Genomic DNA, 14,722 nt, shown 5'->3' with positions numbered 1-14,722 from the left:
ATCGCATGAATTTAGAACGTTATATTACTGAAATTCTAACCAATACCCCGGATGAATTACTGGGTTTAACCACTCAACAATTAGGCTTGCAAGCTAAATTAACTGTGGAAGGAAAACAAATCCATTTATCCTTACAAGGCGGTTTCCCCACTAAACCGCTGGAAGCGGCGCTCTTACCTGCAATGCAAAGCGCATTGAAACACGCCTTACCTGAATATCAAATTCAAATCACACTTGAGCATTTCATTAGAGCCCACCGAACTCAGCTCGTTGGCAAAGGATTACGCGGTGTTAAAAACACCATTGCTATTGCTTCAGGGAAAGGCGGCGTCGGAAAATCAACAGTAGCAGTCAATTTAGCCATTTCACTGGCTCAAGCTGGAGCCAGAGTAGGCCTTTTAGACGCAGACATTTACGGCCCCAGCATTCCACTCATGCTGGGTGAGGCAAAACCTGTGGAAATCAGCGGTGAGCATTATCTACCCGTAGAAGCGCACGGCCTACAGGCCATGTCAATTGGTTATCTGACAGACAGCGAGCAAGCGCTCATTTGGCGAGGGCCCATGTTGGCTAAATCCCTCATCCAAATGCTGGATATCACGTTATGGGATGAATTGGATTATCTGTTTATTGACTTGCCTCCGGGTACTGGTGACATTCAATTAAGTTTGGTGCAAAAAATCCCTTTAACTGCAGCGGTAGTAGTCACTACACCCCAAAACATCGCTACGTTGGACGCGCAAAAAGCGATTAAAATGTTTGAAAGAACCAACATTGACGTTTTAGGCTTGGTTGAGAACATGTCCCTGCATGTATGTAGTCAATGTGGCCATCAAGAAGCCATTTTTGGCGAGGGCGGCGGGCAACAACTGGGCGAGAAATTTCATGTTCAATTACTTGGCCAGCTCCCCTTAGACAGTCGCATTCGCAGCCAATGTGATGAAGGCAATCCAACAGCAACTCACGCGCAAGATCCTTTGGCTAAACCGTTTATGCAAACGGCCATGCGTGCTGCGATTGCATTAGCAAATAAGCCGTTAAATTATACCGATAAGTTTCCACCTATCGTGGTTGAGTAACGGTCTTTTAGCAATGCTTCATTTTCATGTTAAAATAAAGCCTTTTACCGAGAGTGCTCATTAATGTCTGAAAACTACACCGCCGAAGCGATTGAGGTATTAAGTGGTCTTGAACCAGTCCAGCGTCGTCCAGGTATGTACACTGACACAGCCAGACCTAATCATTTAGCTCAAGAAGTGATAGACAATAGTGTTGACGAAGTGATCGCAGGCTTTGCAAGTCAGATTATTGTCACTCTCCATGAGGATGGCTCCATTGAAGTAGAGGATAATGGCCGAGGTATGCCAGTGGATCTTCACCCCCAACTGGGTTTAAGCGGGGTGGAGGTCATTATGACCCGTTTGCATGCCGGAGGAAAATTTTCAGATAAAAATTATCGCTTTTCCGGTGGATTGCACGGGGTTGGGGTATCGGTTGTTAATGCACTGTCAGAGCGTGTTGACGTCACAATCAAACGCAATGGCATTATTTACCAAATGTCCTTTGCCAATGGTGATAAGCTGCAGGAACTCAATGAAAGCGGGGTTACTAAAAAAAGGGATACAGGAACCATTATTCGCTTTTGGCCTAACGCCCAATATTTTGATACCACCAAAATTTCAATTAAACAATTAACTCATGTATTGCGAGCCAAGGCGGTACTTTGCCCTGGCCTGGCGATGACCTTTATCAATAAAGCCAGCAATGAACAGATGCATTGGTGCTACGAGAAAGGCCTCGCTGATTATTTGCGTCAATCTTTGTCTGCCGATTATTTTCCAGAAGAGCCGTTCACAGGTGAGTTTTCCTGTGACGAAGCGACAGTGGATTGGGCATTAGCTTGGTCACCCACACCCAGTGGTAATTTAAGCGAAAGCTATGTCAATTTAATCCCGACTGTTCAAGGGGGCACCCATGTGAATGGTCTTCGCACCGGACTTTATGAGGCTTTAGCCTCCTTTTGTGAGTTACGCAATTTGCTGCCTCGCGGTGTGAAATTAACGGCGGATGATCTTTGGGAACCTTGCCAATATGTTTTATCCGTTAAAATGAAAGACCCTCAATTTGCCGGCCAAACGAAAGAACGTTTAAGTTCCCGGCAAACAGCAGCCTTTGTCAGTGGTGTGGTTAAAGATGCCTTCGCTCTTTGGCTTAACCAACACCGTACTCAAGGGGAAGCAATCGCCGCTTTTGCTATCGAACGCGCTCAGAAACGTCTGCGTCAAGCCAAACAAGTGGCGCGTAAACGCGTAAGCCAAGGTCCCGCGTTACCTGGAAAATTGGCCGACTGCCTGCAACAGGATTTAAGCCAAGCCGAATTATTTCTGGTTGAAGGTGACTCCGCGGGAGGCTCAGCCAAGCAGGCTCGTAATAAAGACTTTCAGGCGATTCTGCCGTTGCGAGGAAAAATTCTAAACTCCTGGGAAATTGATTCTTCACAAGTTTTAGCTTCACAAGAAATCCATGACATTTCGGTGGCCATTGGTATAGATCCAGGTTCGGATGACCTCAGTGGCTTAAGGTACGGTAAATTATGTATTCTTGCCGATGCTGACTCAGACGGCGCACATATTGCAACGCTTTTATGCGCTCTATTCTTAAAACATTTTAAGCCATTGGTGCAAGCAGGCCATGTTTTTGTTGCTATGCCACCCTTGTATCGGATTGATGCGGGCAAAATTGTCCACTACGCTTTGGATGATGAGGAAAAAGAAAAAATCGTTGCTGAACTAACCCAAACCACAAGAAGCAAAATTAACGTTCAGCGCTTTAAAGGTCTCGGTGAGATGAATCCAATACAGTTGCGCGAAACCACCATGGATCCCAACACTAGGCGATTGGTGCAACTTACTCTTGAAGATGAAGAAGCAACGATGGCAATGATGGACATGATGCTCGCTAAGAAAAGAGCAGCTGATCGCAAAACTTGGCTAGAGACAAAAGGAAATTTAGCAGAAGTATAAGGAAATTATTCATGGAATACATCACATTAGGCCAGTCGGATCTCAAAGTCTCCAAACTTTGCTTAGGATGCATGAGTTATGGTGATCCCACCAGTGGTCATTATTCCTGGGTCCTCAATGAAAAAGATTCCCGTCCTTTTATCAAACAAGCCCTTGAGTTAGGGATTAATTTTTTTGATACGGCGAACATGTATTCCTTCGGCGCAAGTGAGCAGGTTCTTGGGAAAGCAATAAAGGATTTTGCGAAACGAAGTGAGGTAGTTATCGCAACGAAAGTTTTTTTCCCAATGAAGAAAGAGGACCCTAACAGTGGCGGGCTTTCAAGAAAATCCATTCTTCATGAAGTTGACCAAAGCTTAAAACGCTTAGGCACGGACTATATTGATTTATATCAAATCCACCGTTGGGATTATAACACGCCCATTGAAGAAACCTTAGAAACGCTTGATGACCTCAAAAAAGCAGGAAAAGTCCGCTATCTTGGCGCATCTTCCATGTTCGCCTGGCAATTTGCCAAATGCCTCTATTTAGCGGAGAAACACCATTGGCATCGATTTATTTCAATGCAACCTCACTACAATCTTATTTATCGCGAAGAAGAACGGGAAATGCTGCCGCTTTGTCAAACCGAAAAAATTGCGGTCTTGCCCTGGAGTCCCCTTGCCCGCGGACGATTGGCTCGACCACTTGAAAGTCAGGAAACCGCGCGCTTTGTAAGCGATTACGTTGGCAAAAAGCTTTATGATAAAACGCAAGAAGCAGATACTTTAATCATTAAGCAAGTTAATCGTATTGCTCAACAAAGAGACATCGCACCCTCTCAAGTCGCTCTTGCGTGGCTTTTTAAAAACCCCGTGGTAAGCGCACCCATCATTGGAGCAACAAAACCCCACCATCTCGAGGATGCTGTAGGCGCATTAGGAATAAGGCTTACGAAAGAAGAGATGCGATTACTTGAAGCGCCTTATGTTCCCCACAACATTGTTGGATTCACCTGACTCCATTAACCCCCAACCCTTTGATGATGAAGCTGTGGAATAAAGCAAAGCGGGTAAACGTATTGCAGGACTATCCCCATCTCACCAATGGCACAATATTAGAATAATCATCCATCCATAATTGGCTATCATTCTCTGCAACAAATCGCCACCCTTGTGACCGCATTAACTCCAATGCTAATGGCTGATTTGCAGTAAGAAATGCCCATTCGGCGGTGAATTTTCCTTCAGCCCCTTTTTCTGCTTGTTTTTTATGCAATACAAGCAATTGCAATTCTCGGCCCGCGGCAATAACGACAGGAAGCAAATGCAAATGGCGATTACTGAGGTTAATCAAAATACCTCCCTGCTCATCAATGGTGTGCTGATACAATTTAAACGCTTCCAAGGTTAATAAATGAGTAGGCACTGCATCGGAAGAAAAAGCATCCATGACTAATAGATGGGTGTGAGGCGCCCTATTCTGTTCTAGAATTTTTCGCCCATCCCCTTCGAGTACTGACATGAGCGGCGGACAATCGCGTAAGTAAGTGAAATAATGATCATTACTTGCAATGCGAATCACTTGCTGATCCACCTCAATGAGCGTAAGTTTGTCGCGATCCCGAAACTGACAAGCCATCATTCCAGCGCCTAACCCAATGATCGTCGCATTCAGTTGCGGATATATCCTCTGCAAATGATGCACTACGGACAACACAGCACCATAATAAGCCATTGCCGCATTCTCTTGTTGTTTATATTCATTAAATTGAAAACCGTGTAAGGTATTTTGGCTTATCAGCGCATGTGCACCGCTTACCGAAAGCACTTGCTTAACCCCATAAAAATTACGCTGTTGAGCCAGCGTTTCGATGGATTTGAACCACGGACTAAATAAGAAAACAAACAAAATTGCCATACCCATGAAAAGATTGATTCTGCTTCCAGGCCAAATAATTAAGAGGCAAAGCGCTATGACTTCGAGTACATGATGAGTTTTCAACCACCAATAGTCAGGCAAAAATTGGTTCATTATCAACAATGCAGTCAGAATAAGGGACGTATAAATCGACGAGCGACGTAAAGAAAAGCAAAGCATGGCAAGTGTAAAAACTAAAGGGTATTCATAAGCCCCATCAAATAAACGGGGCGCGATGACACCATTAAATAAACCGGCTAAACTCCCTCCCAAAGCAATACAAAAATAAAAACGGGTAAGCTGTTCAGTCGGTGGTCTCATTCGCACTAATTCGCCATGGCATAAAAGGGTGAGCATAAAAAAATTGGCTAAATGAAAGAGAGTGAGTTCCCAAGCCGTTAATAAGTGAGCCCCCACAATGAATCCAATAAGGGGAAAGAAAATAAAAAACAAGCTATAGCGAGTAACCCATGCATGAGAAATGATTGGTTTCTGAGCAAAAGTGATGATAAAAGAGAGGAGGTAAAGGGCTAGAGGAATGACCCAAAATAAAGGGGTCGCAGCAATATCCGTGGAAATATAAAAAGAGACGCCTAACATTAAACTGCAAGGAATGAAACTATAGCCAATCCAGCGTAACTGAATCGACCAGCTGACGTTCTGTGTTTGATGCTCGCGTTTTAAAGATCGTTGCTTAGGAATCAATAACGCCGCGCATAAAGCAATGATGTAGATCACAAACCCCAAGTTCCAATAATCAAACTGCAGCTTTAAACCCGTGTAGCGCTCAATCCCCCATGGGTAAGCCAATAAGGCAAGTAGGCTACCCGCATTAGAGGTTACATACAAAAAATAAGGATCACGAGCTTGTTTAGCTTGAGTCTGACTATAAGCAAATTGCAATAATGGCGCCGAAGCACCGATGACCAGAATAGGTAACCCTAAATGAATCATTAAATCACTTAAAATCCCTAAATCCGGTGAAGTGGAATTCAATGAAGGTGAGCAAGTGAATGGAAAAGCGATGAAGCTCAGTAAAACCAACGAAATATGCAAAAACCGCCACACCCAACCCTTAGCGAGCCGACTCAGCACCCAAGCGTAACCATAGGCCAATAAAAGCATGGATTGAAAAAACAACACGCATATTGTCCATACCGCAGGAGTACCTCCATACACTGGAAGTAATAATTTTGCGACCATCGGCTGAATAACAAACAGTAGCGAGGCACTTAAAAATAAAGGAATTGAAAATAAAAGCCTTGTCACAGGTTCATCCTGGAAATAATTCGCTTTTCAGCACGCTGAGAATAGAGAATTGTGGCTGATCTCGACAAACTAGAAAAGACTTTTATTTGGTTTTTATGCTTGATGCTTGTGACAGAGAAATCATTTAAGTGTTTCGTCTCTACGAGTGAGTTAGATTAATCGATATAATTTCATCGGGTGGTCACGATGTTTTAGCGAAGCATCCCCCACAAATTCAGCGTTCACATTCGATAATTGATTCATTGCATCTTCAGAAATAAGGACATTGCTATGATACGTTTTATTTAATTGCTCTATGTGAGCAGCAGAATTAACCACATCACCTACAATGGTATATTCAAGACGTCTTTTTGTGCCAATGGTACCCGTTACTGCATGACCAAAATGGATGCCGATACCTAACTTGAGATCAAATAGCTTTCCTTTTTTAACTTCTTCTTCTGTTCGCTTGACGATTGCTAATGCCGCACTCACCGCATGAGCAACGTCGTTACCACTTGAAATCGGAGCACCAAAGACGGCCATAAAACCATCGCCTAGGTATTTATTAATAATCCCTTTATTCTTATGAATAATTTCTACCATATATTTAAAAAGATAATTAAGGTATTTAACCACAACAGCGGGCTCATTTTGCTCCGTAAAATGAGTGAAATTTCTGATATCCAAAAACATAATACAAACCGGAATATATTTACTTGCATTCGCGTCTTCAGATAGTAGCTTGGAAACCACTTCGGGAGAAACATGCTGACCAAATATAGTTTCAATTCGGTCACGTTCTTTTTGAGCGTTAAAAGCGGTAGTCAGTTGCGCTCTAATTTGAGAAGTGATAAATCCAGTAGCAACTCCAACAAGGAATATAATTACCCCACGGCCAATAGTGGGAAGCCATGAAACTAATACCGGAGCGACTTGGGAGGTATCTGTGTGATTGAAAATGTAATAAGAAATAGCCCAGTATTCGAGTGCTGCAACTAAACCAGAAAAACGACATATCCATTCATTTAAGGTCATAGCAGTAAGAATAATAAAAAAGGAATAAATTAAAAGAGGAGGCATTATGAGTGAATAGACGCCTAGTTGGTAATGTGCGAGAGCAAGTATACCTAATGTGGGAATACTTACTTCGATAAAAGCAATAAAATATTGCAATGATCCCGGCATGTTTTTCTTTGTACGAATATAGTGGCAAATGACTTGGCGTATAGCCAAAAAATAAAGTGCTACAAGGGCATGTCCAATCGGTAAATCGCCAACGGAAATATTACTCGCAATTTTGCTGTAGGCTACGGAAGCGAAGATAACGAAGCCTAGCCACAAGAGAGACAATAAAAAAAATGCAACAGATAAAATGGTTGCTCTTAACTTGTTACTTTTTAGTATTTCCAATTCTAACGGTGTTTGAGCCATAGTCATTTTTTATTACTGATTTCTTTTTATTTTAGACTAATTGACACACCTTTAATGGTAACTGGCTCCTTTCCTTTCATTCCCAAAGCACCGGCAACTGCACCTATTTTTTCATTTTTTCTTAAGAATGGGCTAGGGGCTACTACGGGCTATTTAGCATAATATTTGCGCATGAGGATCAAAACCTGCTTGAGCACGTCTTTCCTTGGTTCTGCATCGGACGTGGGTTCTGCATGACGATTAGTGATGGTTATGCCACCCGAGACTTGCAACGTGGTAAGTCGATCGGGTTCGATAATTCCCATATTGATATAACTTCCAGCCAGGATAAAAGGCAATCGCCCTTCTTCAAGCAGCAAGTCTTGACCGATGCTATAATCCTGAACCGAGTTATTACAAGCAAACAAGTGCTTAACCAAGGTAGGTGCAATATCATAACTCGTTGTGAGGTATTCGATCGTACGGGGTGACTCACCTGGCCAATGGATGATTAAAGGAACATGCGTTTGTGTTTCAGTATAATTGCTAGTATGTCCCCAATAATTTTGTTTATTGTCGTTAAATTCTTGGCCATGATCCGCTGTAAATATCACAATACTATTGTCTAAATACCCCTGCTGCTCAATGACATTCAGCACTCTAGCAATTTGTTCGTCATCGAAATTCACTGCATTCAAATACCGATTATAGTAAGGAAGGGGATCATCACTGTTGGTCATAGTGACGCGAGTGCATTCCTTCAATGCAGGCTGATAAGGAGTGGCAAAATTCTGATCGCGGCAAAACCCGTGGGGCGCATCATAAAAAAGGTAGAGGAAAAAAGGCGATTTGTGGTTTTTATTGAGCAAAAAATCGATGGCTTTTTGTGTTATATCTCTGTCTTTATCCCCAATATTCTCTTTCTGTGAACCATCAGGTCCTAAATCAGCTAATCCATTAAAAATAGTTTTATTAAAGGGAGGAGTGGATAGGAGACTAGACCAAAACACGTGCGTCGAATAACCATACTTAATTAATAAGTCGGTAAGAATTGCGCGAACATTTTGCTTTAATGCAGCAGTCCAATAATTGCTGGGAATGGAATAAAATATCGAGAACAGTCCAGGTTGGGTCGAATTACCACCGCTTATGTGATTTAAAAACTGCCAATTATTTTTGGCAAAACGCATGACATTAGGCATATATCCTTTTTGCACACTATCAAACCGTAACGAATCAACCATGATCAAAATAAGGTTGTAAGGATGAGCTGGCTTTTTGCATTGTAGTGGGTGAAGCGGATAATTCATTTTATCATTGGGGAAAAAAGGCTGGGCAAAATCAGCCTCACTAAAGCGCCTTAAGATATCATGAGCATTCCTATCAGGAATAAAATAAGCAAACAGTTGATTAAAATGCGGTAAATTAAGTGTTTGTTGACTAAAAAGATTAACATTATTGAATATGGAGATGATTAAAATGTAATAACAAAAAAAGAACCCACCACACCAGCAATAAGTGATTTTTTTACCCACTTTATAACGCTCTGTCAAAATGACTTTTTTCCACACAATCCAAGCAAGAAGAATCTCTAGTACACCCAATAGAGAAATGGTAACCAAACTGAAAATAATTTCTTGTTTGGAGAGGTCAAACACCTCATTCCAACGCGTATGAAAAAACATCGTAAGAATAGTCAGATTGAGGTGAAACTTGAACATCATGTAAATGTGACTATCAATAATCAAGAGTGCAGCACTCAGTGTGGCCACCAGAACACTGAGAAACCAAATTAATCGTTTAGAAGGCAAAAAATAAGCAATGATCAGTACGAACACCGCAGGAATAAATGCAAGCAGCATCATGTAAGTGAGATAGTTAATTAATGCGAAGCTCACTATTAAAATTTTGCCAAGTATTCCTGTGAAGCTGACTATGTAGTTGGTGAATAATGTTTTGGATAAAAAAGTGACTTTAAGAAATTCAATCCCCAATAGCCAAAACAGGAAAGCATTGGTTAGGAAAAACCAACCTATGAACCGAAAAATTTTTCCTTTACTAACTTGAAGGTCCATTTCATGAGTATAGTTTAAGATTCAAATTAATAAATTAGCTGATGAATCCGATAAAGTCGAATTTATTCTTAATTATTTAAGCAAAAACAAATACCCTTGTCCAAAATTGGCGGTTGGCTATAGTCCTCTTTAAATCACAAAAAATGAAGCGGAACCTCTGTGCGATTTTTTATAAGAGGCAGCATAGCTGCCTCCAAAGGAAGAACGAAGAACTCAAGGAGTAAAGGCCCGAACACACCTAACCCGCAAAGGATTGATTTTAGCGGCAGGAAACTGGACGCCATTAAGGAAGCCCTGAAACCAAGCATCGGTAGTGGAAGAATCAGTAGAACTCCAGTAGAAGACATCAAAACCTCCTATTGCAGCCCTATTAACAAATAAGCAATTGAGCTGACCGCTTGTTGTTAAGTTATTTCCAGCCGGTAAGAACCAATCGTTATAGCAGGCATTTCCTGCTTGGCAAGGGGTATTTCCTTGCGAGTCCACCTCGTAATTCATGCAAATACTGGCAGCATAAGTGTTTGGAGCAATGCCTAGCGCTGTCAGTGTACTAACAATCTGTGCCGTATTAAGGGCTCCGTTAGTGGTACTTAGTGCGCTGGTTAATGTACCCGAACCACCCCATTGAATGCCAGAACTGTTATCTGCGGTCGCTGCAATAAGATTATTCAGTCCGCCATTTAAACAAGCGATAACGCCACCACCTGAAGATTGACCTACAGCGGTAGTCAGATAACTATAGCCATTAGTTAATGTTGCTCCACCTGCGGGGGTGTTAATGGCCACATCGACAACAGCTGGAGCATGGGCAGGAGTAACGCCGGTCACCGTCGTCGAATTGACCACATTAACGCTCGTTGCCGCTATCCCGTCAAAGGTGACGCTTGTGGCTCCTGTTAACCCAGTTCCCGTTAGGGTAAACCCTGTTCCCCCCGATGCGGGTCCTGAATTGGGGTTAATGGCAGTGAGCGTAATCCCTGATTGGATGGCAATGGCTGCTGTCAGCGGATTAGTATTGGTGCCTTGGATGGTAAAATTCGTTTGCGCCACTACCGTATTCCCTGGCGTGTAAGTCAGTATACAACTCCCCCCTGGCGGTACATTCGCACAAGTGTTTCCAGTCTCAGTGACATTGCCAGCCAATGCCGTCCCTGTAAAACTTGACATAATGTTAGTGGCAGCCACTTCAGTCGAGATATTGCTAATGGTTAGTTGGCCAACTGGACCCTCTTTAGTCAGGATTAAAGGAGAACCTGTGACGGTAATCACCGCATTGGATATCGGTGGGGCCTGAACGATGTTCAACACCTGTAAAGGATTTGGACGGTAACAAGGCTTAAGGCTTCCAAATTGACACACAAAAGGCCCATCGAGAATCGGACCAGTCAACTGGCTGCCTATAATCTGCAAGGAAAGCGTGCAATAGCCTTTCCCGGGGAGCATAAATGGAGTGCCACAATCCCCTAATCCAGTGTATGTTTGCATCACCCCTGGAATGGGTAGCATAACCAGGGTATGAGGACTGAGGGATTGGTTGGTCACCCGGTATTGCACTAAGGCGGTGCTATTAGCAGGCACTGCTAGTTTAGTATCAGTGAGCGGCTCAAAAGTCCACAAGGGAATATTCGCGCAAGCTGTTGCTGTAAACAAGGCTGCCCACAGAAATGCAATTCCCTTTGACCAGAAAAAGCATTGATTCTTTTTTCCATTTATCATGAAGTTATCCTTAAGCCACATAAGTCAAGTTAAATAAAACACCATGGGTGTAGAGGTGATTCAGAGATAATCCCGAGTTTATCGCTGCGCCTGAGACTCTTCCCAATTTGCTTTTTCCCCAGTCAGCAAACTCGTAACCCGCTCCCACTTGCCAATGCCCATTGATGGCTTTTTGGACCCCAGCGCCTAAGGTGTAGGTGAAAGCAGTTTTGGTGTGACTACTGAAATGTGTTGTAGGTAATGCTTCTAAAATTAATGGCCTGTTCCTGAAATCATGCGCTTGATTAAACCCCACACCCACACTGGCGTTTACCCAAGGCATAAGCCAATACCCTTTATCGAGTATGAGCTTGCCTTTTATCGCTATCCGGCTGTTGCTTACTTTGTAGCGATAACTGTAATTGGCAAATTCAGGATCAGCATCGTCCCAAATAATGCCTTGTAATTTAGCATTTCCAGTCGTTGCAGCAGCGACACCTAATTGCCCTTGCCAGCTGGATAATAATTGTTTTTGCAAACCAATAAACAATTCACCCGATGCCAGTTCATGTATGGATTTTCGAGCCACGAAGGTTTGTTTAGTTTCTGGAGAAAAATAAATCGTTTGTGTTTCCCCACCTCTCGCCCAAACTGGGCCTGCAGCTACTGAGCCTACCCATGTCCAGTCTTTGGCGGAAATGATAGGCCCCATGGTGCCCGCAAAGGACTGACTGACTACCACGCAACCTGTCGATAGAGAAATCAATAAACGATACTTCATAAGTGCTCCATGCAAGTAAAAACCAGTGATTAAATGAAACAAAGGGATGTTGTCAGCGGCAATTGCTTTAATGACAAAGGAATGGTCCTGCTACACATCCAATAATTTTGAGTCGAACAATAGTAAAGGAGAACTTTAAATAAGGAAAGCTTATCCGGTTGAATGTAAGGGAAACCTTAGTTACACCCTCGATCATCGACCTAATTCTCACGGTATTTTCCATATCGATATTCTGTTATTAAATTTTGATCCGTTATCACTTCCAGTGGGCGAGGTGTTTTAGCTTCGATATCCTGAAGAGTCAAAATAGGTTCGCTAAGATAAGATTTTAAGGTGGATAAAGCAGAAGGAGGAAAAAGCAAATTTCCATTAAGGGAAAGCTTACTCAATTTATTAATGGCTTGTGGATCCCGCAATCGTCTACGCCAATCAAAGTCTGCGGCAATTAAAAAATTTTCATAAAGATAAGCGTGGGGGAAAATAGTCGTTGCTGTTTTAAATGCATCAGGAGAATCAGTAGTGTTATAAGCCAGAATAGCATTAGGTAACATTCTTGATTTTAGAATCTGCAAAAAATTACGTGAGAGTAAATAGGAGCTGTAAGCACGCCAATGAAAAGTGGTATTCATAATGATTAAATCGTACTTTCGATTAGGATGCGTTTTCAACCAACGTCGGATGTCATCGATGTAAAGATGAACGCGATAATCCTGTAAGCTTTGTTCTTGTGCAGGGTAATCTTTCATTGCGGTTAGGTAACCAGGATTAATTTCAACGACATCAATGCGCTTTACTCCTGGAAAAGTGGTAACCAGTTCAAGCCAAGTGCCAATGGATAACCCGATCATTAATATTCTTTGGGGATTATCTTGTAGACTGGCAAGAACGATGACACGATTAATTTTATTGGAATTAATAATTGGGTCTAAATTTGTCCCACCATCATAGACATTTCCTCCAAACACGAAATCCCCTTTTCCCTTTCCATGGTAGGTCACAATAACACCATACTGGTTTTCTACTATTCGATGAATTTTATCGGAAAAATTTGATAGTCGAGCAATCAGGTGATGAGGGTGGTAGAAAAAAAAAGGCAAAAAGAGGATGCCTGTCAATGCTAATATAGCCACAAAACCAACCAAGGAAATACTAGGCAAAAAACAATAGAATGCCACTGCTAAACTCAGGAAACTGCAAAATAAAAAGCATTGTTGGGTACTGAAATAAGACAATAAAAGCATCGTAAAAAGCGGTCCTAATGTGCAGCCCAAAATATTTGCAACATAAATTCGCGATACCCTACTTCCTACATTAAAGGTTATGTTGATGGTTCCTATATGATGAGCAATGGGAAAAATAACCGCGGGTAAAAATCCTGTTAAGCAAAGAATACTAGCCCCAAGTAATTCCTGATGAGTGTTAGCGAATTGCACATAGACTAAAGGGCCAAGAATATTCACTGCACTGGAACAAATTAAAATGAATCCAGAGACGTTCCATAAATTGCGCTTAGATTGACAAAATCGCTTTCCAATCACTGCACCAAAAGCAATCCCTAATAAAAACATTATCAAAACATAAGCGAAGGCTTGGGGCAGTGAGTGATTTGCAAAACTAAACAGGCGTACCCAAAGTATTTCTAAACTAAGAGATAATAATCCGGTGCTAAATGCTAATGCCCCTGCCCACATTATCGTCGTTCTCCTTGATAAGTTATCTCTTTTAATCCAACACCATTGCGAGCGGTACACAGAACCTAAGAAAGTATCGAACTATCTTATGTGAATATACCATGTAAAATCAAAGCGTTACACATTAACTCTTTGAACGGGGCGCGAAATAATCTCCGCAATTCTAATTTTTTTCCTTAATTCGGTCTTTGTGTGGAGATAAAAAATAGACTGCCGCTATTACAGTAATAGAAAAATTAATCATAGCGGCAATATAAACGGACTCATTTAAATCCACGAATAGTAATAAAATAAATCCTGATAGCAGTGCTCCAACTGCCGCTCCCAATGTATTTGAAAAATAGAGGCCTCCGACAGCATCACCAATGTTGTGTACAAAAATATTCACATAGGTTACTAAAACGGGAAAAGTTGCTCCCATTAATGTAGTTGGGATAGAAAAGACAAGAAAACTACAAAATAAAGTAAAAAATCGTGTATTAAAATAATGAAAGCTACCAATACAATCGATCACGATAGGGCTTAAGAAGCCAAAAATCGCAATCAATAATTCGAGAAGAATATAAAGGCTTGGCAATTTACTTACGTATCGATCAGCTAAGTAACCTCCGCATAAACCGCCAATGCCTAAGCCAAACATGAAGACAGAAACAATAATAGTGATCGACTCAAGATCAACACCCAGTACACCAAATAATAGTCTTTGCCACATCAATTGATAGATTAAAGCCGCAACACCAGAAAGAAAGAATAGGGTGTGAAGGATGAAGAGAGCGTTTGAGATTTTTTTATTTTTAATCAATTCATTCTCACTATTCCAAAGTCGATTTATCGACTTTAAGACAATACTTCAGCTTGTGCAATGAGTTAGGGCTTGATTGCAATGCACTTTGTATC

10 protein-coding genes are annotated in these 14,722 nt (G+C 41.8%); 3 read left to right on the top strand and 7 right to left on the bottom strand.

Annotated features, from left to right (window positions below; translation table 11 throughout):
- The first annotated feature begins 5 nt into the window (after positions 1-5).
- The 3 genes from apbC to B5D33_RS00775 all read left to right on the top strand — a co-directional run bounded on the left by apbC (position 6) and on the right by B5D33_RS00775 (position 4,021).
- Positions 6-1,079: an iron-sulfur cluster carrier protein ApbC gene (apbC, locus tag B5D33_RS00785; protein WP_058452415.1), complete on the top strand. Its 1,074-nt coding sequence runs from the start codon at positions 6-8 to the stop codon at positions 1,077-1,079.
- A gap of 63 nt (positions 1,080-1,142) precedes the next feature.
- On the top strand, positions 1,143-3,023 hold the full coding sequence (gene parE, locus B5D33_RS00780; RefSeq protein WP_078767278.1) for a DNA topoisomerase IV subunit B: 1,881 nt from the start codon (positions 1,143-1,145) through the stop codon (positions 3,021-3,023).
- Between the two features lie 11 nt (positions 3,024-3,034).
- Positions 3,035-4,021: an aldo/keto reductase gene (locus B5D33_RS00775; RefSeq protein ID WP_058452414.1), complete on the top strand. Its 987-nt coding sequence runs from the start codon at positions 3,035-3,037 to the stop codon at positions 4,019-4,021.
- Between the two features lie 70 nt (positions 4,022-4,091).
- Here B5D33_RS00775 and B5D33_RS00770 read toward each other — a convergent pair whose 3' ends face one another.
- The 7 genes from B5D33_RS00770 to B5D33_RS00740 all read right to left on the bottom strand — a co-directional run bounded on the left by B5D33_RS00770 (position 4,092) and on the right by B5D33_RS00740 (position 14,627).
- Positions 4,092-6,191, bottom strand: coding sequence for a fused MFS/spermidine synthase (locus B5D33_RS00770; protein WP_058452413.1), 2,100 nt, complete (start codon positions 6,189-6,191; stop codon positions 4,092-4,094).
- 150 nt (positions 6,192-6,341) lie between these two features.
- On the bottom strand, positions 6,342-7,610 hold the full coding sequence (locus B5D33_RS00765) for an adenylate/guanylate cyclase domain-containing protein (RefSeq protein WP_234802417.1): 1,269 nt from the start codon (positions 7,608-7,610) through the stop codon (positions 6,342-6,344).
- Between the two features lie 143 nt (positions 7,611-7,753).
- On the bottom strand, positions 7,754-9,658 hold the full coding sequence (locus tag B5D33_RS00760; protein WP_058452411.1) for a DUF3413 domain-containing protein: 1,905 nt from the start codon (positions 9,656-9,658) through the stop codon (positions 7,754-7,756).
- A gap of 213 nt (positions 9,659-9,871) precedes the next feature.
- Positions 9,872-11,374 carry an IPT/TIG domain-containing protein gene (locus B5D33_RS00755; protein WP_234802416.1) on the bottom strand — a complete coding sequence of 501 codons (1,503 nt, stop codon included), beginning with the start codon at positions 11,372-11,374 and terminating at the stop codon, positions 9,872-9,874.
- A 10-nt stretch (positions 11,375-11,384) separates the two neighbouring features.
- On the bottom strand, positions 11,385-12,134 hold the full coding sequence (locus B5D33_RS00750) for an outer membrane protein (RefSeq protein WP_058452410.1): 750 nt from the start codon (positions 12,132-12,134) through the stop codon (positions 11,385-11,387).
- A 200-nt stretch (positions 12,135-12,334) separates the two neighbouring features.
- Positions 12,335-13,825 (bottom strand): spermine/spermidine synthase domain-containing protein, encoded by a 1,491-nt coding sequence (locus B5D33_RS00745; protein ID WP_058452409.1) that lies wholly within the window; start codon positions 13,823-13,825, stop codon positions 12,335-12,337.
- Between the two features lie 163 nt (positions 13,826-13,988).
- Positions 13,989-14,627, bottom strand: a complete 639-nt coding sequence (locus B5D33_RS00740; protein ID WP_058452408.1) for a fused MFS/spermidine synthase — start codon at positions 14,625-14,627, stop codon at positions 13,989-13,991.
- Between the last annotated feature and the right edge of the window lie 95 nt (positions 14,628-14,722).

The sequence above is a fragment of the Legionella maceachernii genome, from assembly GCF_900167045.1.
Lineage (GTDB): Bacteria > Pseudomonadota > Gammaproteobacteria > Legionellales > Legionellaceae > Tatlockia > Tatlockia maceachernii.
Note: the sequence above shows the minus strand (reverse complement) of the source record. Positions and strands in the feature narration are given on the sequence as shown.

Excerpts from the sequence above, each read along its gene's own strand:
- apbC (WP_058452415.1), top strand. The coding sequence starts at position 6 with ATGAATTTAGAACGTTATATTACTGAAATTCTAACCAATACCCCGGAT.
- parE (WP_078767278.1), top strand. The coding sequence starts at position 1,143 with ATGTCTGAAAACTACACCGCCGAAGCGATTGAGGTATTAAGTGGTCTT.
- B5D33_RS00775 (WP_058452414.1), top strand. The coding sequence starts at position 3,035 with ATGGAATACATCACATTAGGCCAGTCGGATCTCAAAGTCTCCAAACTT.
- B5D33_RS00765 (WP_234802417.1), bottom strand. The coding sequence starts at position 7,610 with ATGACTATGGCTCAAACACCGTTAGAATTGGAAATACTAAAAAGTAAC.
- B5D33_RS00760 (WP_058452411.1), bottom strand. The coding sequence starts at position 9,658 with ATGGACCTTCAAGTTAGTAAAGGAAAAATTTTTCGGTTCATAGGTTGG.
- B5D33_RS00755 (WP_234802416.1), bottom strand. The coding sequence starts at position 11,374 with ATGATAAATGGAAAAAAGAATCAATGCTTTTTCTGGTCAAAGGGAATT.
- B5D33_RS00750 (WP_058452410.1), bottom strand. The coding sequence starts at position 12,134 with ATGAAGTATCGTTTATTGATTTCTCTATCGACAGGTTGCGTGGTAGTC.
- B5D33_RS00745 (WP_058452409.1), bottom strand. The coding sequence starts at position 13,825 with ATGTGGGCAGGGGCATTAGCATTTAGCACCGGATTATTATCTCTTAGT.